Origin of the sequence: Streptomyces olivochromogenes (assembly GCF_001514115.1) — a bacterium.
Taxonomy (GTDB): domain Bacteria; phylum Actinomycetota; class Actinomycetes; order Streptomycetales; family Streptomycetaceae; genus Streptomyces; species Streptomyces olivochromogenes.
In genome coordinates, this window is the sequence record NZ_KQ948461.1 from 16,462 (window position 1) to 41,275 (window position 24,814).

Genomic DNA, 24,814 nt, shown 5'->3' on the forward strand with positions numbered 1-24,814 from the left:
CCGAACGCGGGCGTCGGTGCCGAACGGGGGCGTCGGTCTAGTCGTCGGTCACCAGGATGAGGTCGAGGAAACGGTTCAGCGGTTCGATGATGTCGAGGTGCTGGTTGAGCAGCCACTGCGCCTGCAGGCCGTTGAGTACCGCCTGGAAAAGGGTCGCCGCACTGTCCGGACCGAGGCCCTCCCGCAGCTTCCCCTGCGCCTCCAGCTCCCTCAGGCGTCGCGTGACATGGGTGCGGCTGCGCTCGTACCGCTCGACGAAGTAGCCGTGCGCGGGGTGCTCCGGCCGCGAGGCGGCCGCCGCCAGCTCCAGCCACAGACGCATCAGCTCGGGGGTCTTCTGGTGGCGCGCCAGCAGAGTGCCGAGGTAGGGCGCGAGCGCTTCCAGGCTGTCGACCTCGGCCACGCCCTCCTCCCACTCCTCGGTGTCGCGCTGGGCGAGTACCTCGGCGAGCAGTTCGTCCTTGCTGCGGAAGTGGTGCAGGAGACCGGCGTGGGTGATGCCGGCCCGCTCGGCGATGTCGCGGAGCGAGGCCCTGGCGTATCCGCGCTCGGCGAAGCTGTCGCGCGCCGCGCGCACGATCTCCGCTCGCCGGGCCGGTGTCTTCGCGTACGGGCCACGTGACTTCCCCTGATCCACCCGCGCATCGTAGCGCTGTGTGAGCGCTTGCTATGCGGACGGCATCCGCCCGGTCCGCGCGGCAAGGCTTCGGTCACGAACGCCGGACGCGCGTCTTCGGCGCTCGCTTCGGCGCCTGCTTCGGCGTCGGTGTCGGCGCCGGCCGACATGTGGTCCATGATCCCGGCGTTGTTCACCGGGGCGGTGGGCAAGCGCATTGGAACTTACTTGAGTCAGGCAAGTAGTGGTACCTTGAGGATATGCCAGCACCGGTGCCGCAAGCGCGCGCCTCGTCCGATGTGATCGGGATCGAGCGAGCCCTCAATCGCGTCTCCTACCTGAACAGCCGGGTCCGGCAGCACGATCGCCTGATGGCCATGGCCGGACTGCGGATGGACCGTGCCGCGGTGGCGCTGCTGCGGCAGATGGCCGACTCCGATCCCCTGCGTCCCGGTGAGCTGGCGGCCCGGTTGGAGGTGGAGGCGTCCCACATCACCCGGCAGGTGCGGAAACTGCACAAGGCGGGCTATGTGAGCCGCTCGCCGGACCCCGACGACCGGCGGGCCCAGCGCATCGAGCTGACCCCGGCGGGCCGGGACGCGATCGACCGGATCCGTGCGACGAGCTCGCGGGGCATGCAGACGGCGTTGGCGGAGTGGACACCGGCGGAGCTGCAGCGCCTTGCGACGCTGTTCCACGGGATGGTCGACGACTTCCTCACGCATGCCACCGAGGACGAGGAGGGCGATGGCCGGGCCGGGGTGGTCGAGCCCTGGGGCCGTGTGGGCGAGGTTCGGGATGGGGTGGCCGGGGGTGGAGGGGCGACGTGGTCGGAGTGATGGTGCGGAGGTATCGCCTTTAGGGGCGCCTGGTCGTCCGTCCGCGCGCCCCGGCCGGTATGTCGGCGGCCGACATTCGGGCGTTCTGACGCCCCGACCGGCGAGGTCGACCGTGTGAGGTTGTGAGGTTGTGAGGTTGTGAGGTCGTGAAGTCGTGAAGTCGTGATGCTCCAGCTCTGCGCGAACGGTCGTTCCAGGGACGGAAACATGAGTGAGAAGCGGTCGCCGGCTCGCGGCGACGGACAACACGTCCTGGTCGTCGTCGAGGACGCCGAGACCACCGAACTGCTCGCGACGACCATGGAGTTGGCGGGCTATCGGGTCAGCGCGGTGAGCACCGGGGCCGAGGCCATGGTGCGACTCGTCGAGCACCGCTTCGACCTGGTCGTCCTCGACGTGACCCTGCCCGATCTGCAGGGCCTCTCCCGCGGGAGCCGCTTCACGCCCGCCGATCGCCCCCCGGTGCTCTTTCTGACGGCCTATCAGAACCTGGGTCGGCTCGTCCCCGAACTCGGCGCCGGCAGGGAGGACTACGTCACCAAGCCGTTCCGGATCGCCGAGGTCCTCGCGCGGGCCGAGGTGCTGCTGCGCGACCACGGTCCCGTACGGGAAGGACCGTCCTACGGAGACCTGATCCTCGACGACGACACCTGTCAGGCGTGGCGTGGCCAACGGGAGATCGACCTCACCCCCGCGGAATACCGACTGCTGCGGCATCTGCTGGTCAACGCAGAGCGGGTGCTGTCCAAGGAGCAGATCTGCCGTCATGTGTGGGGCGAGGGTCGTGCCGACAACGCGATCGAGAAGCTCGTCTCCCGTCTGCGGCACAAGGTGGACCGGGAAGGTCCCGCGCTGATCCACACCCGCAGGGGCTTCGGGTACTGGCTCGGCCACTGACCCCGTCCGAGGTGGTGATCTGCGTCACGTCAGCTTGTGGTCAGGAAACTGACCGGAGCGTGTCAGTCCGGTCCGATTGCCTATGCGTACTGGCCGTTCCGCCGTTCTTGGTTCTCCGTCCCGACGGAGCCCCCACCGAGGAGTGACATGGCTGCGCTCCCGGCAGGCGCCGTACGCGACGCCGGGAGCGGATTGCGGAGATCACTCCGACGCGAGTTCCTCCCTTGCGACTGCGACCGCGACCGCGACCGCGCACCGACCTGTACGGACCTATACGGACCTGTACCGACCTGCACCGACCGAAAGGAAAAGATCATGCGTGTGGAACTGGACGAACCGAAGTGCGTCGCGTCGGGGCAGTGCGTGATGGCCTCGCCCGAGGTGTTCGACCAGCGCGAGGACGACGGCGTCGCGATCCTGCTGGCGGAGGAGCCCGGCGCCGAGCTGCTCGACGGCGTGCGCGAGGCCGTCGCGATCTGCCCGGCCGCGGCGATCCGGCTGGTCGAGAAGTGAGGCGGATCCTGGTCGTCGGCGCCTCGGCCGCCGGGCTCGCGGCGGCCGAGACGCTGCGCCGGGAGGGGTACGACGGCACGCTCACCCTCGTCGGTGAGGAGGCCTACCTGCCCTACGACCGTCCGCCGCTGTCCAAGCAGATCCTCTCCGGCGAGTGGAACCCGGAGCGGTTGCCGCTGCGCGCCCGTGCCGATCTCGACGCCCTCGATCTCGACCTGCGTCTGGGGCACGCCGCGACCGGCCTCGACCTCGCCGGGCGCACGGTACTGCTGGCCGACGGGGCGCGATTGCCGTACGACGGCCTGATCGTGGCGACCGGCGTACGGCCGCGCAGGCTGCCCGGTGAGGGGGACGCGCATGTGCTGCGCACCCTGGACGACGCGCTGGCCCTCAGGGACCGGCTGGGGCCCGGCCGGCGACTCGTGGTCGTCGGTGCGGGGTTCCTCGGCGCGGAGGCCGCCGCGGTGGCGCGGGGACTGGGCACGGAGGTCACGCTCCTCGAGCCGGCGCCGGTTCCGCTGGCCCACGCGGTCGGTGAGCAGGTGGGACGGGTCCTGTCGAGGGCTCATCTGGACCACGGTGTGGACCTGCGCAGCGGGGTCGGTGTGGCCGAGGTGTCCGACACCGGCGTACGGCTCACGGACGGGGAACTGGTCGCGGCCGACGAGGTGTTGGTGGCGATCGGTTCGCTGCCGAACACCGAGTGGCTGGAGGGCAGCGGTCTGAAGGTGGCCGACGGGCTCGTGTGCGACGAGTACAGTGCTGCCGCGCCGGGTGTGTACGGGGCCGGGGACGTGGCCCGCTGGCACAATCCGCTGTTCGGCACGTCGATGCGGATCGAGCACCGGACCAACGCCGCCGAGCAGGGCGTGGCCGCCGCCCGCAATCTGCTCCGCCCGGACGCGCGCAAGCCGTTCGCGCCGGTGCCGTACTTCTGGTCGGACCAGTACGACATGAAGGTGCAGGCGTTCGGTCATCTGCGCGGACACGACGAAGTCGCCGTGGTGGAAGGCGAGTTGGCCGCACGGCGGTTCGTGGTCGCCTACCGTACCGGTGACCGTCTGGTGGGGGCCCTGGCGATCGGTATGCCGCCCAAGGCGATCCGCGGCTGGCGCCAGGCCGTGGCCACCGGCGCGTCATGGCACGAGGCCGTCGACGCGCCGCCGCCCTCCGGGGCCTCGCCCCGCCGGACGTAGGCCCGGGTGCCGAAGAACCCGTAACGGCCGGTGTCCGGTGTGTCGTTGTCGCTCAGCGGCTCACCCGAGCCGCGCCACGATGTGCGGCAGGTCGGCCGTCGAGCGGATCCCGGGGGACGCCTCGCACAGGACCGGTACGGCGTTGACCGCGCGGTTCGCCGTGTACGAGGGCGACATGGCCGCCATCCGGTCGAGGGGTACCGGGAAGCGCAGGTCGATGTCGAGCGGGGCGTCGCCGTCGACCGTGACGTGCCAGCCGGTGGCGCGGACGTCCCAGGCGCGGTCGAGGTCGGTGGTGCAGTACCAGGTGGCCCGGAAGCGCAGCAACGGCCGCCCGCCGCGCAGGCCCGAGACCGTGATCCGCTGGGCGGCCACGGTGCCAGGCCGCAGGGTGCCCGCCGCGATGTGGACCGGGCGGGGCGCGGTCGCCACCTCCCCCTCGGCCTCCACCGAGTCGAGCGGGATCGAGAGCGTGTCGGCGACCATGTGCAGCGACGGGCCGAAGCTGTCGCGCACCACGGACAGCCGGCGCTCGTCGTACTCGGCGGGGGGTTTGCCGAACCCCATCACGTCGAAGAGGAGTCCGGGCGAGTCGCGCTGGGAGAGATCGGCGAACTCCTCGATCGTCAGGCCGTCGAGCCGCCGTTGGATCGAGCTCAGGGCGAGGGGAAGCGCCTCCGTGATGAACCCCGGGCTGCTGCCGGTGCTGTGGATCGAGGACTTGCCGCTCTCGCACGCGGCCTCGACCCGCTCGCGCACCGCGGGGTCGAGGCTGGCCGCGCGGTGGAACTCGCCGCGCGTCGTCACGATGTTCGCACCCGAGGCCAGCAACCGGCACACCTCGTCCATGTCACAGGCGCGCGGCATGTAGAGGACGCAGTCGGCGCCGAGCGCCACGATCTCGTCGATGTCGTGGGTCGCGATCACACCCGTCGGGCCCAGGCCGCACAGCTCGCCCGCGTCACGTCCCGCCTTGTCCGGCGTGTGCGCGTACAGCCCGGCCAGCGTCAGGTCCGGATGTTCGAGGACCGCCCGCAGCGCGCGGGAGCCGATGTTGCCACTGGCCCATTGGACGACCCGGAGTTGAGGCCTGGTGTCCGTCCGTACGGTCATGGGAACCCCCTGATCCTCCGGCACGATGGTGAGAACCATACTCTCCGAATTAGAGAATGGAACTCCCGGTGCGGGTGAACCAGGGGATGGGGGCCCGTGTTACGCGGAGGCGGACCTGCCCGCCGTGGCCGGAACGCCCGAGATGCCGCCCAGGCAGAACTGCCAGACCTCCTCGGAGGTCACCGGGTGGGCGTGGCTGTCGGCGGGGACGCCGTGGGCCTGCGAGGCGAACATGACGGTCTGCATGACAAGGGCGGCCTGGCGGCGGGGCTTCCCGCCGGCGACGAGACCGGCCTCGGCGGCCTGCTCGATGATCTCGGTGAAGACCGTGAGCAGCGGGATGTGGGCCGTCGCCACCTGCTCGGGGTGCTTGACCAGCAGTTGCAGCGCGAAATCGTTGAACAGTGGGCGCTGGACGCCGGGGCTGGGGTGCGACTGCTCGTAGAGCGTCTCGACGGCGATCCGCAGGCGCTGCAGCGGGTCGCTCTCGGTGGCGGCCGCCTCGCGGACCTTGGCGGCGCCCATCGAGAGGGCGTCCTCGAACAGGGCGAGGAGCAGCTCGTGCTTGCCGTCGAAGTGCTGGTAGAAGCTGCGCAGGGACTGCTTCGAGCGGTCGACGACCTCCTGGACGGTGAAGTCGGTCGTGCCCTTCTCGACGATCAACTCCTGTGCCGAGTCCAGGAAGCGCTGCACGCGTTGCTCGGCGCGAAGCTTCGCGGCACGGGTCGATCGCTCTACGGCGCGCTGGCGCCACGCTGGTTCTTCGGGGACTGCGGTCACATTGCAGAACGATACTCCACTTCAACGGGAATAAGTTGCGGCGCCCTACCGAATCACGCAGCGCAGGTTACGAGACTCTTACTTGCATTCACTGAGAATGATATTCTCACCGCATGCATCTGGGATGGCAGGCGAAGCAGCGCCCCGACGCGATCGCGGTCATCGAGAGCGGCGGCAGGACCGTCACGTACCTCCCCGCCGAGGTCGAGGAGATGGCGGAGGGCAAGCAGCTCACCGCGGGCCCGATGGGCGCCCCCGCCGCCGAGTGCGTACAAGTGGCCCAGGGGCTGGCCCAGTACGGCTTCGGCCCCGAGGCCGTGTATCTCTCGACGGCACCGTTCCACCACGCCTCGCCGCTCGTCCACTGCATGTCGCTGCTGCGGATGGGCGCGACCCTCGTGGTCATGGACCGCTTCGACGCGGCCGGGTGTCTGGAGCTGATCGAGCGTCACCGGGTCACGCACGCACAGTTCGTCCCCACCATGTTCGTCCGCAGGCTGAAGCTGCCCGCCGCGCGGCGCGCCCGTGACCTCAGCAGCCTGCGCGTGGTCCTGCACGGCGCCGCGCCCTGCCCGGTGGAGGTCAAGCGGCGGATGCTCGACCGGTTCGGCCCGATCATCCACGAGTTCTACTCCGGGACCGAGGCGTACGGCTTCACGGTCATCGGTCCGCAGGAGTGGCTGGCCCGCCCGGGATCGGTGGGCCGGGCGGGCCACGACGTCCGCATCGTCGACGGCGTCGTCCACTTCGGCGAGAACACCCTGGGCGACATCGGATATCTCGACGAGGACGGCTATCTGTATCTGACCGACCGGGTCGCGCACACGATCGTGTCCGGTGGGGTCAACATTCACCCGCAGGAGGCCGAGGACGTCCTGGTCATGCACCCGGGGGTGGCCGACGTCGCGGTGATCGGGGTCCCGGACCCCGAGATGGGCGAACGGGTCCTCGCGGTGGTCCAGCCGGCCGCCGCGGACGTGACCGCCGACGAGCTGCTCGCGTACTGCCGGGAGCGTCTCGCCCCGTACAAGTGCCCGCGCGCCGTCGACTTCGTCCTCGGTCTGCCCAGGGACCCCAGCGGCAAGTTGCGCAAGGGCCTGCTCCGGGAGACGTACTGGCGGAACCACGAAACGAGGATCGTCTGACATGGCATGGGACTTTTCCACCGAGCCGGAGTTCGAGAAGAAACTGGAGTGGATCAGGTGGTTCCGCGCCGAGCGTGTGGACCCGCTGGACCTGGTCTACCCGGACCGGGCCTTCCACCCTCTCGACGAGGAGACCGGCCCGGTCGTCCGGGCCCTCAAGCAGCAGGTGCGCGACCAGGGCCTGTGGGCGCCCCATCTCGGCCCGGAGCTCGGCGGACGCGGCTTCGGACAGCTCAAGCTGGCCCTCATCAACGAGATCCTGGGCGAGTCCAGTTGGGCCCCCGTCATCTTCGGCACGGCCGCGCCGGACACCGGCAACGCAGAGATCATCGCCCGCTACGGCACCGAGGAGCAGAAGGAGCGCTATCTCAAGCCGCTGCTCGAAGGCGAGTGCTTCTCCTGTTTCTCCATGACCGAGCCGCAGGCCGGCGCCGACCCGAAGATGTTCACCACACGCGCCGTACGGGATGGCGACAACTGGGTCATCACGGGCCGCAAGTTCTTCTCCTCCAACGCGCGCACCTCCAAGTTCGTCATCGTGATGGCCGTGACCGACCCGGACGTCAGCGCGTACCGGGGCATGTCGATGTTCCTGGTGCCCAGCGACACCCCCGGCATCCGGATGGAGCGCCACCTCGGCCTGATGAGCGAGGCCCCGGACGAGGGCATGCACGCGCTCATCGAGTACGACGGCGTCCGCGTCCCCGGTGACGCACTGCTCGGCGGCGAGGGCCAGGCCTTCGCCATCGCGCAGACCCGGCTCGGCGGCGGACGGGTCCACCACGCGATGCGGGTCGTCGGACAGTGCCAGAAGGCGCTGGACATGATGGCCGAGCGCGCCCTGTCCCGGGAGACCCAGGGCAGCAGGCTGGCCGACAAGCAGCTCGTCCAGGCCGACCTGGCCGACTCCTACGCGCAGTTGCAGCAGTTCCGGCTGTTCGTGCTGCACACGGCCTGGCAGATCGACCGGTACCAGGACTACAAGCGGGTCCGCAAGGACATCTCCGCCATCAAGTTCCTGACGCCGAAGGTGCTGCACGACATCGTGTACCGCTCCATGCACCTGCACGGCGCCCTGGGCGTGTCCAACGAGATGCCCTTCGCCGACATGTGGACCGGCGCGGCCGTCATGGCGGTCGTCGACGGGCCCTCGGAGATCCACAAGGTCACGGTGGCCAAGGACCTCCTGCGCGGCTACGAGGCCGCGTCCGGGCCCTGGCCCTCACAGCATCTGCCCGCTCGCCGGGAGTGGGCCCGCAAGCAGCTGGAGAACATGTGAACATCGAGTCGCTCGCCCGCTGGCTGGACGGTCAGGACATCGCTCCGGGTGAACCGGTCGAGGTGTCCCTCATATCCGGGGGCACCTCCAACGACATCTTCGACATCCGGCGCGGCGAGCGGCGGATGGTGCTGCGCAAGCCCCCGGAGAAGGTGCCGCCGGGCCGCAACGAGACGATGCTGCGGGAGTTCCGGGTGCTGAACGCGCTGGGCGGGACGGAGGTGCCACATCCGGAGGCCATCGCGGTCTGCGACGACACCGACGTGATCGGCTCGTGCTTCTACCTCATGGGTCATGTGAACGGCTGGTCGCCGATGAACACCGACGGCTGGCCCGAGCCCTTCAAGAGCGATCTGTCCCTGCGCCCCGGTCTCGCCTACGAGCTGGTGGAGGGCATCGCCAAGCTCGGCAACGTCGACTGGCGGGCCCAGGGACTCGAGGGGTTCGGCCGGCCCGAAGGCTTCCACGACCGCCAGGTGGACCGCTGGCAGGCGCACCTGGCGAAGTTCAGGTTCCGCGAGATACCGGGGCTGGACGCGGCGGCCGCCTGGCTGCGCACCCACCGGCCCCGGCACTGGGAGCCAGGCATCATCCACGGCGACTACCAGTTCGCCAACGTGATGTTCAAGCACGGGGCGCCCGCCGAGCTCGCCGCCCTGGTCGACTTCGAGATGGCCACCGTGGGCGACCCGCTGCTCGACCTCGGATGGGTCGTCATGGGCTGGCCGAACGCCGACGAGGACCGGGACGCGGCGGGCAGGTACGCCGACTACACGGGCATGCCGGACCGGGCCGACATCATCGAGCACTACGCCAAGGTCAGCGGCCGGGACGTCGCCGACATCGACTATTACGTGATCCTCGCCCGGTTCAAGATGGCGATCGTGCTGGAGGGCGGCTACGCCCGCCATGTGAAGGGCGACGGCGGCAACCCGAAGATGGCCTACTACGGGGACGCGGTCCTGCAGATGGCGGCCCAGGCGGCCGAACTGGCCGCGACGACACGGCTATGAGGGCGGCCCGGTGTCATGCCGTCGGCGGCCCGGTGGTCGTGGAGGAGGTCCCCGACCCGGACGGTGAGGTACCCGTCGACGTGCACTACGCGGCGGTGAACTTCGCCGACGTCCTGGTGATCCGGGGTACCTACCAGGTGAAGGCGGACCTGCCGTTCACTCCGGGCAGTGAGTTCGCCGGGGTGGTCGCCGAGTCGGGGCACGGGTTCGAGAAGGGCCAGCGGGTCTTCGGGTCCGTCTTCGTCGGTGCCTTCGCCGAGCGGGTCGCCGTCCGGGCGGCCGGCCTGTACCGGATCCCCGACACGATCCCGACCCGGCGCGCGGCGGCCTTCGGGGTCTCGCACGCCACCGCGTACAACGCGCTGACGCTGATCGGCCGCCTCCAGGAGGGGGAGCGGGTGGCGGTGCTCGGCGCGGCCGGCGGGGTCGGTCTCGCGGCCGTCGAACTCGCCGCGCTGCTCGGCGCGGAGGTGGTCGCCGTGGCCTCCACCGAGGAGAAGCGGGCGGCCTGCCTCGAACAGGGCGCCCATGAAGCGCTCCCGTACGACGACCTCAAGCGGCGGCTGCGGGACTCGGGCGGCGCCGACCTCGTGATCGACCCGGTCGGCGGACCGCACTCCGAACAGGCGCTGCGGGCCATGCGCTGGGGCGGCCGGTTCGTGAACGTCGGCTTCGCCTACGGCGAGGTGCCCCGGCTCCCGCTGAATCTGGCGATGCTCAAGGGCGTCACGATCCACGGCTTCGACTTCGGCGGCTGGGCGCGGCACGGCCGGGAGCAGCTGGCCGTCACCCGCGGCGAGCTGAACCGCATGTTCGCCGAGGACCTGATCCACCCCCGGGTCCACGCCGTCCACCCGCTCGACGAGGTGGCGACGGCCCTGGACCTGGACCGCCGTGCCATCGGCAAGACCCTTCTGGAGGTGGGCCGTGGAGTTTGAGTTCGACGAGGACCAACGGCTGCTGCAACGGCTGGTACGGGAGACGGTCGCCAAGTCGCGCTCGCAGCCCGCGGACCAGCTGTGGGCGACCTATCTGGAACTGGGGTGGCTGGAGGCCCCTCCGGTGGAACTCGCCATCGTCCTGGAGGAGTTGGGGTACGCCGCCGATCCGACCCCCTTCCTGGCCACGGCCACCTGGTTCGCTCCGCTCGCCGGGCGGCTGCCGAGCGGCTCGGGGACCGGAGTGTTCGACGGCACCGGCCGGTTCGTCCTCGACGCGGACCGGGCGGACGAGATCGCCGTGCTCACCCGCGACGGCGTGCGGATCGTGACGGGCCCGGAGCTCGGCGCGGCGCGCGCCGACATCTTCGACCCGACCCTCCACGTGGCTCATGTGGAGGTGGGCGACCTGGTCCCCGGGATCCCGGACCTCGCCCTGATGGGCCTGGCGATCTCCACGGTCGGCAGCTGCCGGCGCATCCTGGATCTGGCCGTGGCCCATGTGAAGGAACGCGTCCAGTTCGACGTGCCCATCGGCTCCTTCCAGGCCGTCAAGCACAAGGCGGCGGACATGTACGTCGCCATCGAACGGGCCCGCGCCCTCGCCTACTTCTCCGCGCTGACCATCGCCGAGGACGACCCACGGCGCGGCCGGGCGGCCTCGATGGCCAAGGCCGCCGCCGGGGAGTGCCAGCGGATCGTCTTCCGTAACGGCTTCCAGCTCTTCGGAGCGATGGGCTTCACCTGGGAGAACGAACTGCAGATCCACCTCAAGCGGGCCAAGGCCGGCGATCTGCTGCTGGGGACGGCGGCCGTACACCGCAGGGCGTTGCTGGAGAAGACACGGCAGGAACGGGAGAGGTCCGGGCCGCAGGGGGAGAGGTCCGGGCCGTATCGGGAGACGAGCGGGCAGGAAGGGGTGGTGACGGGATGAAGCTGGACTCCGGCTCCGAAGTGGAGGAGTTCCGTGCCGAGTTCGCCGCCTTCCTCGACGCCCACCTGCCCACCCCGGACGAGGCCGGCCCCGCGTCGCGGTCGAGCGCCGACGTCCCCGCGTGGGCGCGCCGCTGGCAGCGCACACTGTTCGACGCGGGCTGGCTGCTGCCCGGCAAACCCCCCGAGTACGGCGGCCGGAACGCCACCCTGCCGCAGCAACTCGCCCACCTGGAGGAGCTGTCGAGGCGGCGGATCTACCACAGCTTCAACCCCCAGGGCATCGGCATCGTCGCGGCCTCGATCCTCACCTTCGGGACCGAGGAGCAGAAGAAGCGGTGGGCGGTTCCCCTCCTGCGCAGCGAGATCACGGCGGCGCTCGGCATGAGCGAGCCGGGCGCCGGATCCGACCTCGCCGGGCTGCGCACCCGCGCGGTCCTGGACGGCGACCAGTTCGTCGTCAACGGGCAGAAGGTGTGGACGTCGGGCGCGCACGACGCGGACGTCCTGCTGACGTTCGTCCGCTCCGACCCGGCCGCGCCCAAGCACAAGGGCATCAGCGTGCTGCTCATCCCCACCGACACCGAGGGCGTGGTGCGCAGACCGTTCGCGTCCATGGCCGCGCAGGACGACCTCGACTTCAACGAGGTGTTCTTCACCGACGTCCGGGTCCCGCGCGAGAACCTCGTCGGGCCTCTGAACAAGGGCTGGTCGGTGGCGCACGGCTCGCTCGGGCACGAGCGGACCATGCTGTGGCTGAGCTTCGCCGAGCGCCTCGACGACCTGATCCGGGACGCGCCCAGCGACGAGGAGTGGTACGCGACGCTCCTCATGGACGCCCAGGCGCTCAGGCTGCTCGGCTACCGCCAGCTGGGCGGCGACCGTGACCCGGCGGAGCTGTCGGTGCTCAAGCTGCTCGGCTCCGAGGCGATCCAGGTCGCGAGCCTCAACGCACTGGAGGACCGCGGGCCGGAGGGCCTGGTCCATCCCGAAGTGACCGGCCCGCCGAACCACATGAGCATCGACCACTTCATCTCCAGCTGGTTCGAGCGGTACGCGCGCAGCTTCGCCGGGACGATCGCGGGCGGCACCTCGGAGATCCAGCGCAACATCATCGCCGAGCGCGTCCTCGGCCTGCCGAGATAACCCAGGAGGACGTGGATGGACCAGATTCTGTACGAGGTCGAGGACCGGGTCGCGGTCATCAGCCTCAACCGGCCCGAGGTCGCCAACGCCCAGACCATGGGACTCCTCGACGACCTGGACGCGGCCTGGACCCGCGCCGCGGCCGACGAGGACGTACGGGTGATCGTGCTGCGGGGCAACGGACGGCACTTCTCGGCCGGCCACGACCTGAAGGACCGCTGGCCGAGCCCCGACAAGATCACCCTGGAGTGGATCTACACCGCCGAGGCGCGCAGGTACCTGGAGTACACCCTGCGCTGGCGCAACGTGCCCAAGCCGTCGATCGCCGCGGTCCAGGGCAAGTGCATCGCGGGCGGCCTGATGCTGTGCTGGCCCTGCGATCTGATCGTGGCCGCCGAGAACGCCGAGTTCTCCGATCCCGTGGTGCACATGGGCATCGGGGGAGTGGAGTACCACGGTCACACCTGGGAGCTCGGACCGCGCAAGGCGAAGGAGATCCTCTTCACCGGCCGGGCCGTCACCGCCGAGGAGGCGGAGAAGGTCGGCATGGTCAACCGTGTCGTCCCGCTCGGCGAACTCGACGCGGCCACCATGGAGTTGGCCGGGCAGATCGCGCGGATGCACCCTTTCGCGCTCCGCCAGGCCAAGCGGGCCGTCAACCAGACCCTGGACGTGCAGGGCTTCTACGCGGCCGTCCAGTCGGTGTTCGACATCCACGAGACCGGGCACGGGAACGCACTGAGCGTGGGCGGCTACCCGATCCTCACGCGGTTGGAGGAGATGAAGGACCACATCAAGGCGCAGTGAACGCGGTCGGCTTGAGGATGACGTTCTGAGGGGCGGGGCGCGAAACGCGCCCCGCCCCTCAGAACGACCCCGCGGGCAGGCCTTGTTCAGCCGCGCTCGTGACGGAAGACCTTCCCTCCCTTCATCACGAAGCGGACGTCGGCCGTCACCGAGATGTCCTCCAGCGGATTGCCGGGTACGGCGATCAGGTCCGCGAGGAGTCCCTCGGCGATCCGTCCGCGGTCCTCGGTGTCGATCAGCTCGGCCGCGTTGACCGTCGCCGCCCGGAGCACCTCCAGCGGAGTCATCCCGCGCTCGACGAGGGCGATGAGCTCCTGGGCGCCGCGGCCGTGCGGAATCGCCGGCGCGTCGGTGCCGACCGCGATCTTCACGCCCGCCTTGAGGGCCCGGGCGACGACCGTCCTGGCGTGCGGGAAGATCTCGCCGGCCTTGGCCTTCAGTTCGGGCGGGGCCTTGGAGATGTCCATGCCGTCGATCAGGGCGGTCGTGGCGACGAGGAAGGTGCCGCGCTCGGCCATCAGCTCGATGGTCTCGTCGTCCAGCAGGAAGCCGTGCTCGATGCAGTCGATGCCGGCCTCCACGGCCGACCGGACGGCGGCGGCGCCGTGGGTGTGCGCCGCCACCTTGAGTCCGCGCCGGTGGGCCTCGTCCACGATGGCCCGCAACTCCTCGTCGGAGTAGTGCTGGGCGCCCGCGGTGCCGGTGTGGGACATGACCCCGCCCGACGCACAGACCTTGATGAGCTGGGCGCCGTACTTGATCTGGTGGCGGACGGCCTTGCGTACCTCGTCGACGCCGTTGGCGATGCCCTCCTCCAGGGAGAGGGGCATGATGCCGGGGGCGTACGCGGCGAACATCGTGGGGTCCAGATGCCCTCCGGTCGGGGTGATCGCGTGCCCCGCGGGGACGATGCGGGGGCCGTCGATCCAGCCGGCGTCGATGGCCTTGGCCAGGGCGACGTCCAGCAGATAGCCGCCGGTCTTCACGAACAGGCCGAGGTTCCTGACGGTGGTGAACCCCGAGCGCAGTGTCCGGCGTGCGTTGGCGACCCCGCGGAGCATGCGCAGCGGCGGGTCGTCCTGGACGGGGGAGAGGCCCGGGACCTCGCCCCGGCCTCCCATGAGGAGGTTGACCTCCATGTCCATCAGGCCGGGCAGCACAGTGACGTCGCCCAGATCCAGGACGTCACCCTCGCCTCCTCCTGCGCGGCCGCCGCTCGTGATGCGGTCGCCGTCGACGGTGACCAGGCCCGGTTCCTCGATCTGCCCCGTCTCGACGTGCAGGACGCGGGCGGCCTTGAGCGTGACCATCTCAGACCTGCGGCTCGGCGATGACGTCGAGGTAGGCGGCGCCCGAGTCGGGGACGCGGGGCTGCTTCCAGACCTCGATGGGGAACGACACCATGACGAGGGAGAACATGAGCAGCATCAGGTTGCGTTCGGGCTCGGGCAGGTCGTCGAGCGGGAACGTGTCGAGATGTGTCGTCGCGCGGTCCAGCAGGGGGAACGCCGCGTCGTAGAACGCCTGCATGTCCGCCATGCCGCTGGCGAGGCGCTTGGCGTAGCGTTCGCGTTCGCTGCCGAGGATCCAGTCGCTGTAGGGCTCGAGTTCGGCGAAGTCACTCGGCAGCATCGGCGTGCTCCTTCACGTAGTCCCTCACGACCTTGTGGAGGTGGCGCAGGAGGATCTCCTGGTCGTTGAGGGGGAAGTCGGTGACATAGCGGCCCTTGAGCATCGTCTGGGTGGCCTCGAGGGTGTTGCCGTCCTGGAGGGCGTACTCCTTGAAGGTGACGGCGGTGAGTTCCTGGGCGAGGCGCTCGCGGGCCGTCTTCGCGGGGACGAAGTAGAGGTTCGCCTCGAACAGGTGCTTGTCCACGGCCGTCGGCCAGTAGTGGTACGTCAGATACCAGCCCGGCGCCCACAGGAGCAGCATGAAGTTCGGGAACAGCACGAAGGAGTCGGTGCCCCAGGAGCGGTGGCGGGCCGGGTTGACACCGGCCGGCAGGGGGTCGAGGCCCGCGATGTCGGGCCGGTCCCAGGGGCCGAACAGACCGCTGCGCAGCTCCCGTTCGATCGGCTTGACCATCGAGGGGTCCTTCGGCGGCGCCATACCGCCCCAGGACGAGATCATCGAGTGGGGGCTGTGCAGCTCGTAGTGGAGCGCCTCGAAGCCGTAGCCCAGGAGCTTCTCCGCCTCCTCCTTGGTGGCCTGCTTCTGGTGCAGGACGGGAGCGTGGTAGAACTCCGCGAAGGCGTCGATGAACAGCTTCCAGTTGCTGCCGACCTCGGCCTTGTAGGTGAAGACGTCGGTCATCTCGTGGAAGGGGTAACCCTCCAGGCCCTTGGCCATGTCCCCGAGGTACTCCCGCAGGCCCTGCTGGGGGTCGAGGTTGACGAAGACGAAGCCTTCCCAGATGTCGCAGGCGACTTCCTTGAGGCCGTAGTCGTCCTTGTCGAGGTCGAAGAACTCGCCCTCCTGCTGGACGAAGGTGAGCTTGCCGGTGAGGTCGTAGCGCCAGGCGTGGTACTTGCAGGTGAACTGGCGGCAGGTGCCCTTGACCTCCTCGCCAGGGAAGTCGTTCCACACGAGCTTGTTGCCGCGGTGGCGGCAGACGTTGTGGAAGGCGCGGACCTGCTGGTCGCGGCCGCGGACGATGATCAGTGAGGTGCCGGCCGCGGCGAGTTCCTTGGTGAAGTAGTGGCCGGGCTTGGGGACCTGCTCGACGCGGCCGACGTTGAGCCAGGTCCGCTTGAAGATGGCCTCCCGCTCGGCCTCGTAGTAGGCGGGATCGATCGAGTCCTCGTAGTTCACGGGACTCGTGCCCAGTTCGGGGTACTGCTCGGTCCAGCTCCCGGCCTCAGGCTTGCTGAAGTGTGGCATGGCTGCTCCCCTTTCCGGAGTGAGAATAGCATTCTCACTCAGTGATAGTGAAGTTCTCCGCAGGTAGGCCGGGATCGAGCTCCACCTCGAAGGTGTTGAGGACCATGGCCAGCAGGCCGTACGTGCCGATGGTGAAGACCAGATCCATGAGCTGCCGGTCGTTCAGGTCGGCGGCTAGCGCCTGGTAGGTGTCGTCGGACAGGCCCGAGTCCGTCTCCAGTTCGTCCACCGCCCGCGTGATCGGGGTCGGCTTGCCGACGCGGATCGCGTCGATCTCCTCGTCGGTGACGCCGGCCTTCCGGGCGATCAGTACGTGCTGGGACCACTCGTACTGGCAGCGCCTGCGCCAGGCCACCCGCAGGATGGCCAGTTCGCGGGTGCGCGGCGGCAGTGTCGAACGGCGGCTCAGTAGATATCGGCTGTAGCCCAGGAAGGCCGTGGCCAGTTCCGGGTGCTGCGCGAAGAGACCCAGGGCGTTGGACGGCAGCAGTTTGCGCCCCGGTGCGAAGGACGCCATCGCCTCGGTGTCCCACTCGTCGTAGGGGAGCGGCGGGATGCGGTTCATGTGTTGCGGCCCCCGTTCACGCCCAGGATCTGGCCCGTGATGTATCCGGCCTCCTCCGACACGAGGAACGCGCAGGCCGCGGCGATGTCCTCCGGGCGGCCAACCCGTCGTACCGGCGTGCGCTGGATGTGCTCCTCGACTGTCCCGCCGAGCAGTTCGCGCGCTTCCGCCTTGCGCAGCATCGGGGTGTCGATGAAACCGGGCGGTACCGCGTTGACGGTCACGCCGAACGGGCCCAGCTCCAGGGCCAGCGCCTTCGTCAGTCCGTTGACCGCCGACTTGGATGCCACGTAGTGCGTCATGAACGGCTGGCCCGACTGGGCGCTCGAGGAGGAGATGTTGACGATCCGTCCCCAGCCCGCCTCCATCATGTCCGGAAGCGCGGCCTGCACACAGTGGAAGACGCCGTTCAGATTGACGTTGATCACCCGGTGCCAGGCCTCGAAGGTGAGGTCGGAGAAGCGCTTGAAGCCGTCCGTTCCGGCCGCGTTGACCAGGATCGTGACCGGTCCCAGCCGTTCCCTGACCGCGGCAAGCGCCGCATCCACCTGGGCCCGGTCGGCGACGTCGGTGGCGGGGACGACACTCGTGTCCGAGGGATCGAGGTCGAGCGCGGCGACCTGGTAGCCGTCCTTGGCCAGCCGCTCCGCGATGGCCAGACCGATACCGGAAGCGCCGCCGGTGACGACCGCCGTCCTCATGACAGCTCCTCGTCGCCGACGATGGTGGTGCGCTGGAGCGTCCGCTGCGAGTCGGCGCTGTACGGCAGCGCCCGGTGCAGCATCCCGGTGTTGTCCCACACCACCAGGTCGCCGACCCGCCAGTCGTGGGTGTAGCGAAACCTCTCCTGGGTGGTCCACTCCAGCAACTGGTCCAGCAGGGCCCGGCTTTCGGCGGCCGCCATGCCGACGATGTGGTCCGCCGTCGCCCCGATCACCAGCGAGCGGCGGCCGTCCCGGCGCTTCCACACCAACGGCGTCTCACGGGTGGGGACCTTGCGCCAGCCCGCGAGCACCTCGGGACCTGGATCGGGCGTCACCAGCCGCTGGGCCGCCTCGAAGCTGTGCACCACGCGCAGGTCGTCGTACTGCTTGCGGTCCGCCTCCGGAAGGTTCTCGTACGCCGCGTAGGTACTGGCGAACTCGGTCCCGCCGCCGGTCATGGCCACATGCCGGGCGGTCAGTGTGGTCGTCCTGGTCGGTACGGGGTCGGTGGTGCCGTCGATGTGCCAGTGGAACGTCCCCTTGAGGTACTCGGCCGTCGGGTTCCTGGCCGGGTCGAGCGAGACGGTGAAGATCTCCTTGCCCCGCACCGCGAAGACCTTGCCCAGCCTGCGGCTGAAGGCCAGCTGGCCTTCGTCGTCGAGGTGCAGACCGCGGACGAGAAGGATGCCGCGCCACTGGAGCGCCTCCGCGCACCGGCTGATCAGTTGATCGTCGAGCGGATTGCCGACCCCGGTGACCTCTACGCCCAGGCTCGGGCTGAGGGCCTTCGTTGCGATCATGAAAATCTCCCTTCCAGATGCGAGAATAGTATTCTCGCCAGTTGGTCCACCGGAAGGCCTGGGACGGCGGGCCTCTCGCCTCCCGCTGTCCGTCGGGATGAGCCTCCGATCCTGAATGATGGTCAGGTTTGGCCGGTCCTCGCCTTCTCCCGCCTGCCATGACGTTCTCGTTTCCGGAATATTGATTTGCGTAGGCTGAGAATATAGTTTCCACCACATCCGAGCAAGGAGGCAGGATGCGGTTCCAGGACAAGGTTGCGATCGTCACCGGCGCGGGCCAGGGCATCGGCGAGGGCTACGCCCGGGCACTGGCGGCCGAAGGCGCACGCGTGGTGGTCGCCGAACTCAACGAGGAACAGGGCGAGCGGGTCGCCAAGGAGATCGGCGACGCGGCTCTGTTCGTCAAGGTGGACGTCGCCGACCCCGCGTCCGCGGAGGCGATGGCGGCCGCCGTGATGGCGGAGTTCGGACGCATCGACTACCTGGTCAACAACGCCGCCATCTTCCACAGCATGAGGCGCGACGGCCTCACCACGGTCCCCCTCGACTACCTCAACCGCTTCCTCCAGGTGAACCTGATGGGCGCGCTGCACTGCACCCGCGCCGTCGTCCCGCACATGCCCGAGGGCGGCGCCATCGTCAACCAGTCGTCCACCGCCGCCTGGCTCGGCGGGGGTTACTACGGACTGGCCAAGGCCGGGATCAACAGCCTGACCGCCTCGCTCGCCGCCGAACTCGGCGGCAAGAACATCCGGGTCAACGGGATCGCGCCCGGACCCACGGACACCGAAGCCACCCGGAGCGTCGTGCCCAGGGAGTTCCAGGAGCAGATGACGAACAACCTGGCCATCAAGCGGATGGGCACGCCCGAAGACCTGGCGCCCGCCGTCCTGTTCCTGCTGTCCGATGAGGCGCGCTGGCTGACCGGTCAGGTCGTCAGCGTCGACGGCGGACAGGTGGTCCGGCTGTGAAGCGCCTGCTCATCGACGGCCGGCTCGTCGAGACCGAGAAGACCTTCCCCTCGCTCAACCCCGCGACCGGCGAAGTGCTCGACCACGCCCCCGACGCCACGGCCGCCGACGCCGAAGCCGCCGTCGCCGCCGCCCGCCGCGCCTTCGACACCACGAGCTGGGCGACCGACACCGCCCGGCGCCTGCGCTGCCTCCGCCAGCTGCACCGGGCGCTGACCGACCATCAGGAAGAGCTGCGCGACCTGACGATCGCCGAGGTCGGCGCGCCCCGCATGCTCACCCACGGCCCCCAGCTGGACGAGCCGATCAAGCTGGTCCCGTACTACACCGACCTGCTGGAGAAGTACCCCCTGACCGAGGAGCTCGGCGAGAGCGAGATCCGCGGGCAGCGCCACCGCCGCTGGGTGGAGAAGGAGGCGGCCGGGGTCGTCGCCGCGATCATCCCGTACAACTACCCGAACCAGCTCGCGCTCGCCAAGCTGGTCCCCGCGCTCGCGGCCGGCTGCACGGTCGTCCTCAAAGGCGCCCCGGACACCCCGCTGACCACCCTGTACCTGGGCGAACTGATCGCGGAACACACGGACATCCCGCCCGGCGTGGTCAACGTCATCGTCTCCTCCGGGGTCGAGGCCGGCGAGGTGCTCACCAAGCACCCCGACGTCGACATGATCACCTTCACCGGCTCCACCGCGACCGGCCGCCGGATCATGGAGGCCGCGAGCGCCACCGTGAAGAAGGTCTTCCTGGAACTCGGCGGCAAGTCCGCCATGATCGTGCTCGACGACGCCGACTTCCGCGCCGCCTCCATGTTCGCGGCCTTCACCATCTGCTCCCACTCGGGACAGGGCTGTGCGCTCACCTCCCGGCTGCTCGTGCCGAGGGAGCACCACGACGAGATCGTCGCCATGGTCGCGGCCGGCCTCGAACGCGTGTCGTACGGCGATCCGACCGACCCCAAGACCTTCATGGGGCCGCTCATCAGCGAACGCCAGCGCGACAAGGTCGACGCCATGGTGCAACGGGCCGTCGCGGCCGGCGCCACGCTGGTCACCGGCGGCAAGCGCGTCGACCCGGGCTTCTTCTACACGCCCACCCTGCTCGCCGACGTCGACCCGGCCGGCGAGATCGCGCAGGACGAGGTCTTCGGACCGGTGCTCGCGGTCATTCCCTACGACGGCGAGGACGACGCCGTACGCATCGCCAACGACTCGATCTTCGGCCTGTCCGGCGCGGTGCACAGCGCCGACGCCCAGCGGGCCATCGCCGTGGCGCGCCGGATCCGTACCGGCACCTTCAGCATCAACGGCGGCAACTACTTCTCCCAGGAAGTCCCCTTCGGCGGCTACAAGCAGTCGGGCGTCGGCCGGGAGAGCGGGGTCGCCGGCCTGGAGGAGTTCCTGGAGATCAAGTCCTTCGCGGTGGTGGTCCCGTAATGCGTCCGCTCGAAGGCATCCGCGTCCTCGAAGTCGCCATGTACGGCTTCGTCCCCTCGGCCGGAGCCGTGCTCGCCGACTGGGGCGCCGACGTCATCAAGGTCGAACACGCCGTCACGGGCGATCCGCAGCGCGGTCTGCGGCAGACCGGCACGCTGCGCGTCGAGGGCGACCCGAACCCCAACATCGAGCACGCCAACCGGGGCAAGCGCAGCCTCGGCCTCGACATGACCCGGCCCGAGGGCAGGGAAGTCCTCCACGACCTGGCCCGCCGCTCCGACGTGTTCCTCACCAGCTTCCTGCCCGGACACCGGCGGCGGTTCGGCATCGACGTCGACGACATCCGCGCGGTCAACCCCCGCATCATCTACGCCCGTGGCAGCGCGCTCGGGCCGCGCGGACCGGAATCCGAGAAGGGCGGGTACGACATGACCGCCTTCTGGGCCCGGGGCGGCACCGCCGCCAGCATCACCCCGCCCGGCGTCGAGGGCATGATCAGCCCCACGCCCGCCTACGGGGACACCATCTCCGGCACGAACCTCGCCGGAGGCATCGCGGCGGCACTGCTGCGGCGCGAGCGCACCGGCGAGCCGTCGGTCGTGGACGTCTCCCTGCTCGGCAGTGGCGTATGGGCCAACGGCCAGGCCACCGCGGTCTCGCTGCACCTCGACAAGTCCTGGGTGGCACCGGTGCCCGGTGCCCACGGCTCGCCGATCAACCCGCTGTCCGGCATCTACGCCACGGCCGACGACCGCTATCTGGCCTTCGTCATGCTCCAGCCCGGAAAGTTCTGGGCCGACGTGTGCCACCACATCGACCACCCGGAGCTGGCCGACGACCCCCGCTTCGCCACGGCCGAGCTGCTCGCCGCGAACACCGAAGAGGCCGTCAAGATCCTGCGGACGGTGCTGGCCGGCCGCACCCTCGCCGAGTGGACCGAGCGTTTCGCCACCCTTGCCGGGCCGTGGGCCCCGGTGCAGGACACCCTGCAGGTGGGCGCCGACGCGCAGATCCGGGCGAACGAGTACCTGCTCCGGGTCGGTGAGATCGATCTGGCCGCCAGCCCCGTGCAGTTCGACACCACCGCTCCCTCACTCGGGCCGGCGCCCGAGTTCGCTGCCCAGACCGAGGAAATCCTCAGGGAACTGGGACTGGACTGGCCCCGCATCATCGAGCTGAAAGAAGCGGGCGCGGTCACCTGACCACCCTTTTTCGGGGAACGAAATCGAGGAGAACCGATGAGACGCTTGCTCATCGCTGTGGCCGCCGTCCTGGCCCTGGCCGGGTGTTCCGCCCGCTCCACCACGTCGCCGAGCGGCGACAAGCCCTCCGCGTCCGCGTCCGACTCCGCCGCGGCGGCCGACTTCGGCACGCTCAGACACGTCTGCCACTCCGGCACGGTCAAGGCCTCCACCGCCCAGGGAGTCACCAACTCCGAGATCAAGGTCGGTGTCTTCAGCGACGTCGGCTTCACCAAGAACCCGGAGTTCGTCGACGCGGCCAAGGTGTTCATCTCCTGGTGCAACGACGCGGGCGGCATCAACGGACGCAAGCTCGTTCCCGTCACCCACGACTCCAAGCTCGTCGAGGTCCGCCAGCGGATGATCGAGGCCTGTCGCTCGGACTTCGCGCTCGTCGGCGGCGGCGCCGCGCTCGACGGCATGGGCGTCAAGGACAGGCTGAACTGCCTGCTCCCCGACTTCCCCGCGCAGACCAGCCAGGCCATCGGAGCGGACCTCCAGGTGACCGTCCAGGGCGCCGCGACCGGTTACTCGCCCTACGGTGGCTACTTCTCCTGGCTGCTCAAGGAGGCGTACCCGGCGTCGGCGAGCAGCGTCGGGATCATCGCCGGTGACTCCCCGGTCGTCAAGCCCATCACCGCGCAGGACAAGGAGACGCTGATCGCGGCGGGCGGCAGGATCACCTACTCGGACCTGTATCCGGCCCAGGGTGTCTCCGACTGGACACCGTACGCGCAGTCCATCAAGAACAAGAAGGTCAAGGGACTGGTCTTCCTCGGCGACTTCGCCAGTCTGGCCAAGCTGGAGCAGGTACTCACCAACATCGGCTACGCGCCCGACTGGATCGACGCCAACAGCAACGCCTACGGCCCCGCCTTCATCCAGCTGGCCGGTACCGCGCTGGCGAAGCAGGCCAACTTCGCCGACCTCGGCGGCTTCGCCCCGCTGGAGGACTCCTCCAACCCGGCGACCAAGGCGGTCGAGGACCTCTACAAGAAGTACGCCCCCGACGCCCAGGTCACCCTGCCGGCGCTGAAGGCCTTCTCCAGCTGGCTGTTGTTCGCCACGGCCGCCGGCGACTGCGCCGAACTCACCCGCACGTGCGTGTACGACAACGCGCTCAAGCAGACCGCCTGGACCGGCGGTGGCCTGCAGGCCCCGATGGACCTGTCGTCCCCCACCGTGGCTCCCAAGTGCTTCGACCCGGTCAAGGCGACCGCCAAGGGCTGGGTGGCCGCCGACTTCAAGCCCGACACCGGCGCCTACCGCTGCAACGTGACCCCCTACAAGTTCAAGGGCACCTACGCCAAGCCCATGACCCTGGCCGATGTCGGCAAGTCCTTGGCCGACCTCAAGTAGCCACCCCGCGCGGCAGGAAGGAAGCGACGTGAAGGTACGGGTAGACCCGGAGCGCTGCCAGGGTCACACGCTCTGCGCCATGCGTGCTCCGGACATCTTCGAGCTCAGCGAGATCGACGGTCACTCATCGGTGATCAAGGAAGAGGTCTCGGACGACCAGCAGGACGAGGCCGTCGAGGCCGTCAGGTCCTGCCCCGAGCGAGCGATCTTCATCTCCTGAGGGGAGAGCAATCCGATGACCACGGACGACACCGTCAACGACGACCCCAAGAGGAACCCGGTGCACTTCGACCGGCACACTCCCGAGTACCGCCACGAATTCCAGGCGGTCACCCAGGAGTTGCAGTCCAAGTGCCCCATCGCCTGGTCGGAGACCTACGGCGGTCACTGGGTCGCCAGTGGCAACCGGGAGGTCTTCGAGCTGGCCCGGTCCGCCGAGTTCCTCTCCAACGACCATGACGTCAAGGGTGAGCGGCGCGGGTACCAGGGCATCACCATCCCGCCGCCGCCCCGGGCGAAGGCCGTCAGGGGCGGGTTCCTGGAGATGGATCCGCCCGAGCAGCGCTACTACCGCCAGACGCTCAACCCCTATCTGTCGCCCGCCGCCATCAGCCGCTGGATTCCGCTGATCGACGAGGTGGCGCGCGCCTGCATCGACGAGAACATCGAGTCGGGGCGGATCGACTTCGTCGACGACCTCGCCAACGTCGTACCGGCCGTGCTCACGCTCGCCATGATGGGCATCCCGGTCAGGAAGTGGACCATCTACAACGAGGCGGCCCACGCCTCGGTCTACACACCGCCGAACTCGCCCGACCAGGCCCGCGTCGTCGAGCTGCAGAAGGCGATGGGCGCGGACCTGGCCATGACCATCGCGGAGATCCGGCAGGCACCGCGCCCGGGCCTGGTCGACGCCCTGGTCCGCGCGGAGATCAACGGCCAGTCCCCGCCCGACGACGAACTCCTCGGCGTGCTCGCCCTGTTGATCGGCGGCGGCTTCGACACCACCACGGCGCTCACCGCGCACGCGCTGGAGTGGCTCTCGGAGCACCCGGCCGAACGGGACCGCCTCAGCCGGGACCGCAAGGCGCTGCTGGACTCCGCGACCGAGGAGTTCCTGCGCTTCTACGCCCCCGCGCCCGGTGACGGACGGACCTTCTCCGCGGACTGCGAGATCGCCGGCACCCGGTTCAAGGAGGGCGAACGGCTCTGGCTGTCCTGGGCGATGGCGAACCGGGACCCGCAGGTGTTCCCGGAGCCCGACTCCATCGACATGGAACGCAAGGGCAACCGGCACAGCAGCTTCGGCCTCGGCATCCACCGCTGCATCGGCTCCAACGTGGCACGCACGGTGTTCAAGCGGATGGTCACCCAGGTCCTCGACCGGATGCCCGACTTCCGCTGCGACCCCGAGGGCGCGGAGCACTACGAGACCATCGGCGTCATCCAGGGCATGCGGCACCTTCCGGGGACCTTCACGCCGGGCCCCCGGACCGGTGCCGGGCTCGACGAGACCCTGGAGACCCTCCAGAGGGTCGTCGACGAACAAAGGCTCGCCGAGCCGGTCACGGTACGCAAGGGGCCCGCGAGGATCGACCGCTGATCTTCGGCGGCCCGTCAGGAGTACGTGTGCCACCCGAGCGGT

26 protein-coding genes are annotated in these 24,814 nt (G+C 69.5%); 17 read left to right on the top strand and 9 right to left on the bottom strand.

From position 1 onward, the window contains the following. Positions 1 to 37 precede the first annotated feature (37 nt). A complete protein-coding gene (locus tag AQJ27_RS27605; RefSeq protein ID WP_067374497.1) occupies positions 38 to 637 on the bottom strand; it encodes a TetR/AcrR family transcriptional regulator in 600 nt (199 codons plus the stop codon). Positions 638 to 876: 239 nt separating this feature from the next. Here AQJ27_RS27605 and AQJ27_RS27610 point away from each other — a divergent pair, with 239 nt between their 5' ends. The 4 genes from AQJ27_RS27610 to AQJ27_RS27625 all read left to right on the top strand — a co-directional run bounded on the left by AQJ27_RS27610 (position 877) and on the right by AQJ27_RS27625 (position 4,061). Further along, the gene (locus AQJ27_RS27610; RefSeq protein WP_079065297.1) at positions 877 to 1,455 is read left to right on the top strand and encodes a MarR family winged helix-turn-helix transcriptional regulator; all 579 of its coding nucleotides are present in this window, start codon (positions 877 to 879) and stop codon (positions 1,453 to 1,455) included. Positions 1,456 to 1,662: 207 nt separating this feature from the next. Next, positions 1,663 to 2,352 (top strand): response regulator transcription factor, encoded by a 690-nt coding sequence (locus AQJ27_RS27615; protein WP_235613876.1) that lies wholly within the window; start codon positions 1,663 to 1,665, stop codon positions 2,350 to 2,352. Between the two features lie 315 nt (positions 2,353 to 2,667). Further along, on the top strand, positions 2,668 to 2,865 hold the full coding sequence (locus AQJ27_RS27620) for a ferredoxin (protein ID WP_054235675.1): 198 nt from the start codon (positions 2,668 to 2,670) through the stop codon (positions 2,863 to 2,865). Next, positions 2,862 to 4,061 carry an NAD(P)/FAD-dependent oxidoreductase gene (locus tag AQJ27_RS27625; RefSeq protein ID WP_201264465.1) on the top strand — a complete coding sequence of 400 codons (1,200 nt, stop codon included), beginning with the start codon at positions 2,862 to 2,864 and terminating at the stop codon, positions 4,059 to 4,061. The genes AQJ27_RS27620 and AQJ27_RS27625 overlap by 4 nt, the downstream gene beginning before the upstream one ends. A 60-nt stretch (positions 4,062 to 4,121) precedes the next feature. Here AQJ27_RS27625 and AQJ27_RS27630 read toward each other — a convergent pair whose 3' ends face one another. Next, positions 4,122 to 5,174 carry an NAD(P)H-dependent amine dehydrogenase family protein gene (locus AQJ27_RS27630; protein ID WP_067375065.1) on the bottom strand — a complete coding sequence of 351 codons (1,053 nt, stop codon included), beginning with the start codon at positions 5,172 to 5,174 and terminating at the stop codon, positions 4,122 to 4,124. A gap of 99 nt (positions 5,175 to 5,273) precedes the next feature. Then, positions 5,274 to 5,954, bottom strand: a complete 681-nt coding sequence (locus tag AQJ27_RS27635; RefSeq protein WP_067374501.1) for a TetR/AcrR family transcriptional regulator — start codon at positions 5,952 to 5,954, stop codon at positions 5,274 to 5,276. A 113-nt stretch (positions 5,955 to 6,067) separates the two neighbouring features. On the opposite strand from AQJ27_RS27635, the gene AQJ27_RS27640 reads away from it, so the two are divergent. The 7 genes from AQJ27_RS27640 to AQJ27_RS27670 are packed head-to-tail and all read left to right on the top strand — an operon-like array spanning position 6,068 to position 13,215. Next, complete coding sequence (locus AQJ27_RS27640) at positions 6,068 to 7,099, top strand: AMP-binding protein (RefSeq protein ID WP_067374503.1); 1,032 nt, start codon at positions 6,068 to 6,070, stop codon at positions 7,097 to 7,099. 1 nt (position 7,100) lies between these two features. Next, a complete protein-coding gene (locus AQJ27_RS27645; RefSeq protein ID WP_067374505.1) occupies positions 7,101 to 8,378 on the top strand; it encodes an acyl-CoA dehydrogenase family protein in 1,278 nt (425 codons plus the stop codon). Continuing rightward, on the top strand, positions 8,375 to 9,391 hold the full coding sequence (locus AQJ27_RS27650) for a phosphotransferase family protein (protein ID WP_079065298.1): 1,017 nt from the start codon (positions 8,375 to 8,377) through the stop codon (positions 9,389 to 9,391). Before AQJ27_RS27645 ends, AQJ27_RS27650 begins: the two co-directional genes overlap by 4 nt. Then, the gene (locus AQJ27_RS27655; protein WP_067374517.1) at positions 9,388 to 10,329 is read left to right on the top strand and encodes an NADPH:quinone oxidoreductase family protein; all 942 of its coding nucleotides are present in this window, start codon (positions 9,388 to 9,390) and stop codon (positions 10,327 to 10,329) included. Before AQJ27_RS27650 ends, AQJ27_RS27655 begins: the two co-directional genes overlap by 4 nt. Beyond that, positions 10,319 to 11,263, top strand: a complete 945-nt coding sequence (locus AQJ27_RS27660; RefSeq protein WP_079065299.1) for an acyl-CoA dehydrogenase family protein — start codon at positions 10,319 to 10,321, stop codon at positions 11,261 to 11,263. The genes AQJ27_RS27655 and AQJ27_RS27660 overlap by 11 nt, the downstream gene beginning before the upstream one ends. Beyond that, entirely contained in the window at positions 11,260 to 12,408 is a 1,149-nt protein-coding gene (locus AQJ27_RS27665) for an acyl-CoA dehydrogenase family protein (protein ID WP_067374519.1), read from the top strand. The genes AQJ27_RS27660 and AQJ27_RS27665 overlap by 4 nt, the downstream gene beginning before the upstream one ends. 15 nt (positions 12,409 to 12,423) lie before the next feature. Continuing rightward, positions 12,424 to 13,215, top strand: coding sequence for an enoyl-CoA hydratase (locus tag AQJ27_RS27670; protein ID WP_067374526.1), 792 nt, complete (start codon positions 12,424 to 12,426; stop codon positions 13,213 to 13,215). Between the two features lie 86 nt (positions 13,216 to 13,301). Here AQJ27_RS27670 and AQJ27_RS27675 read toward each other — a convergent pair whose 3' ends face one another. The 6 genes from AQJ27_RS27675 to AQJ27_RS27700 are packed head-to-tail and all read right to left on the bottom strand — an operon-like array spanning position 13,302 to position 18,165. Next, positions 13,302 to 14,525: a metal-dependent hydrolase family protein gene (locus tag AQJ27_RS27675; RefSeq protein ID WP_067374529.1), complete on the bottom strand. Its 1,224-nt coding sequence runs from the start codon at positions 14,523 to 14,525 to the stop codon at positions 13,302 to 13,304. A 1-nt stretch (position 14,526) separates the two neighbouring features. Further along, on the bottom strand, positions 14,527 to 14,847 hold the full coding sequence (locus tag AQJ27_RS27680) for a hypothetical protein (RefSeq protein WP_067374532.1): 321 nt from the start codon (positions 14,845 to 14,847) through the stop codon (positions 14,527 to 14,529). Beyond that, positions 14,834 to 16,096 (bottom strand): aromatic ring-hydroxylating oxygenase subunit alpha, encoded by a 1,263-nt coding sequence (locus tag AQJ27_RS27685; protein WP_067374535.1) that lies wholly within the window; start codon positions 16,094 to 16,096, stop codon positions 14,834 to 14,836. The genes AQJ27_RS27680 and AQJ27_RS27685 overlap by 14 nt, the downstream gene beginning before the upstream one ends. A 34-nt stretch (positions 16,097 to 16,130) precedes the next feature. Then, positions 16,131 to 16,661 (bottom strand): carboxymuconolactone decarboxylase family protein, encoded by a 531-nt coding sequence (locus tag AQJ27_RS27690; RefSeq protein ID WP_067374536.1) that lies wholly within the window; start codon positions 16,659 to 16,661, stop codon positions 16,131 to 16,133. Then, a complete protein-coding gene (locus tag AQJ27_RS27695) occupies positions 16,658 to 17,362 on the bottom strand; it encodes an SDR family NAD(P)-dependent oxidoreductase (protein ID WP_067374541.1) in 705 nt (234 codons plus the stop codon). The genes AQJ27_RS27690 and AQJ27_RS27695 overlap by 4 nt, the downstream gene beginning before the upstream one ends. After that, the gene (locus AQJ27_RS27700) at positions 17,359 to 18,165 is read right to left on the bottom strand and encodes a TauD/TfdA dioxygenase family protein (protein ID WP_067374543.1); all 807 of its coding nucleotides are present in this window, start codon (positions 18,163 to 18,165) and stop codon (positions 17,359 to 17,361) included. Before AQJ27_RS27700 ends, AQJ27_RS27695 begins: the two co-directional genes overlap by 4 nt. A gap of 236 nt (positions 18,166 to 18,401) precedes the next feature. Between AQJ27_RS27700 and AQJ27_RS27705 the strand changes: the two genes are divergently transcribed. From AQJ27_RS27705 to AQJ27_RS27730, 6 genes are read left to right on the top strand one after another with little or no spacing between them, the layout of a single operon-like run. Next, positions 18,402 to 19,136, top strand: coding sequence for an SDR family oxidoreductase (locus AQJ27_RS27705; protein WP_067374546.1), 735 nt, complete (start codon positions 18,402 to 18,404; stop codon positions 19,134 to 19,136). Beyond that, entirely contained in the window at positions 19,133 to 20,569 is a 1,437-nt protein-coding gene (locus AQJ27_RS27710) for an aldehyde dehydrogenase family protein (protein WP_096240415.1), read from the top strand. Before AQJ27_RS27705 ends, AQJ27_RS27710 begins: the two co-directional genes overlap by 4 nt. Next, positions 20,569 to 21,771, top strand: a complete 1,203-nt coding sequence (locus AQJ27_RS27715; RefSeq protein WP_067374551.1) for a CaiB/BaiF CoA transferase family protein — start codon at positions 20,569 to 20,571, stop codon at positions 21,769 to 21,771. Before AQJ27_RS27710 ends, AQJ27_RS27715 begins: the two co-directional genes overlap by 1 nt. A 36-nt stretch (positions 21,772 to 21,807) precedes the next feature. After that, positions 21,808 to 23,169 carry an ABC transporter substrate-binding protein gene (locus AQJ27_RS27720; RefSeq protein ID WP_067374554.1) on the top strand — a complete coding sequence of 454 codons (1,362 nt, stop codon included), beginning with the start codon at positions 21,808 to 21,810 and terminating at the stop codon, positions 23,167 to 23,169. 28 nt (positions 23,170 to 23,197) lie between these two features. Continuing rightward, the gene (locus tag AQJ27_RS27725; protein ID WP_054235694.1) at positions 23,198 to 23,389 is read left to right on the top strand and encodes a ferredoxin; all 192 of its coding nucleotides are present in this window, start codon (positions 23,198 to 23,200) and stop codon (positions 23,387 to 23,389) included. 15 nt (positions 23,390 to 23,404) lie between these two features. After that, positions 23,405 to 24,772 (top strand): cytochrome P450, encoded by a 1,368-nt coding sequence (locus AQJ27_RS27730; RefSeq protein ID WP_067374557.1) that lies wholly within the window; start codon positions 23,405 to 23,407, stop codon positions 24,770 to 24,772. The last annotated feature ends 42 nt before the right edge of the window (positions 24,773 to 24,814 follow it).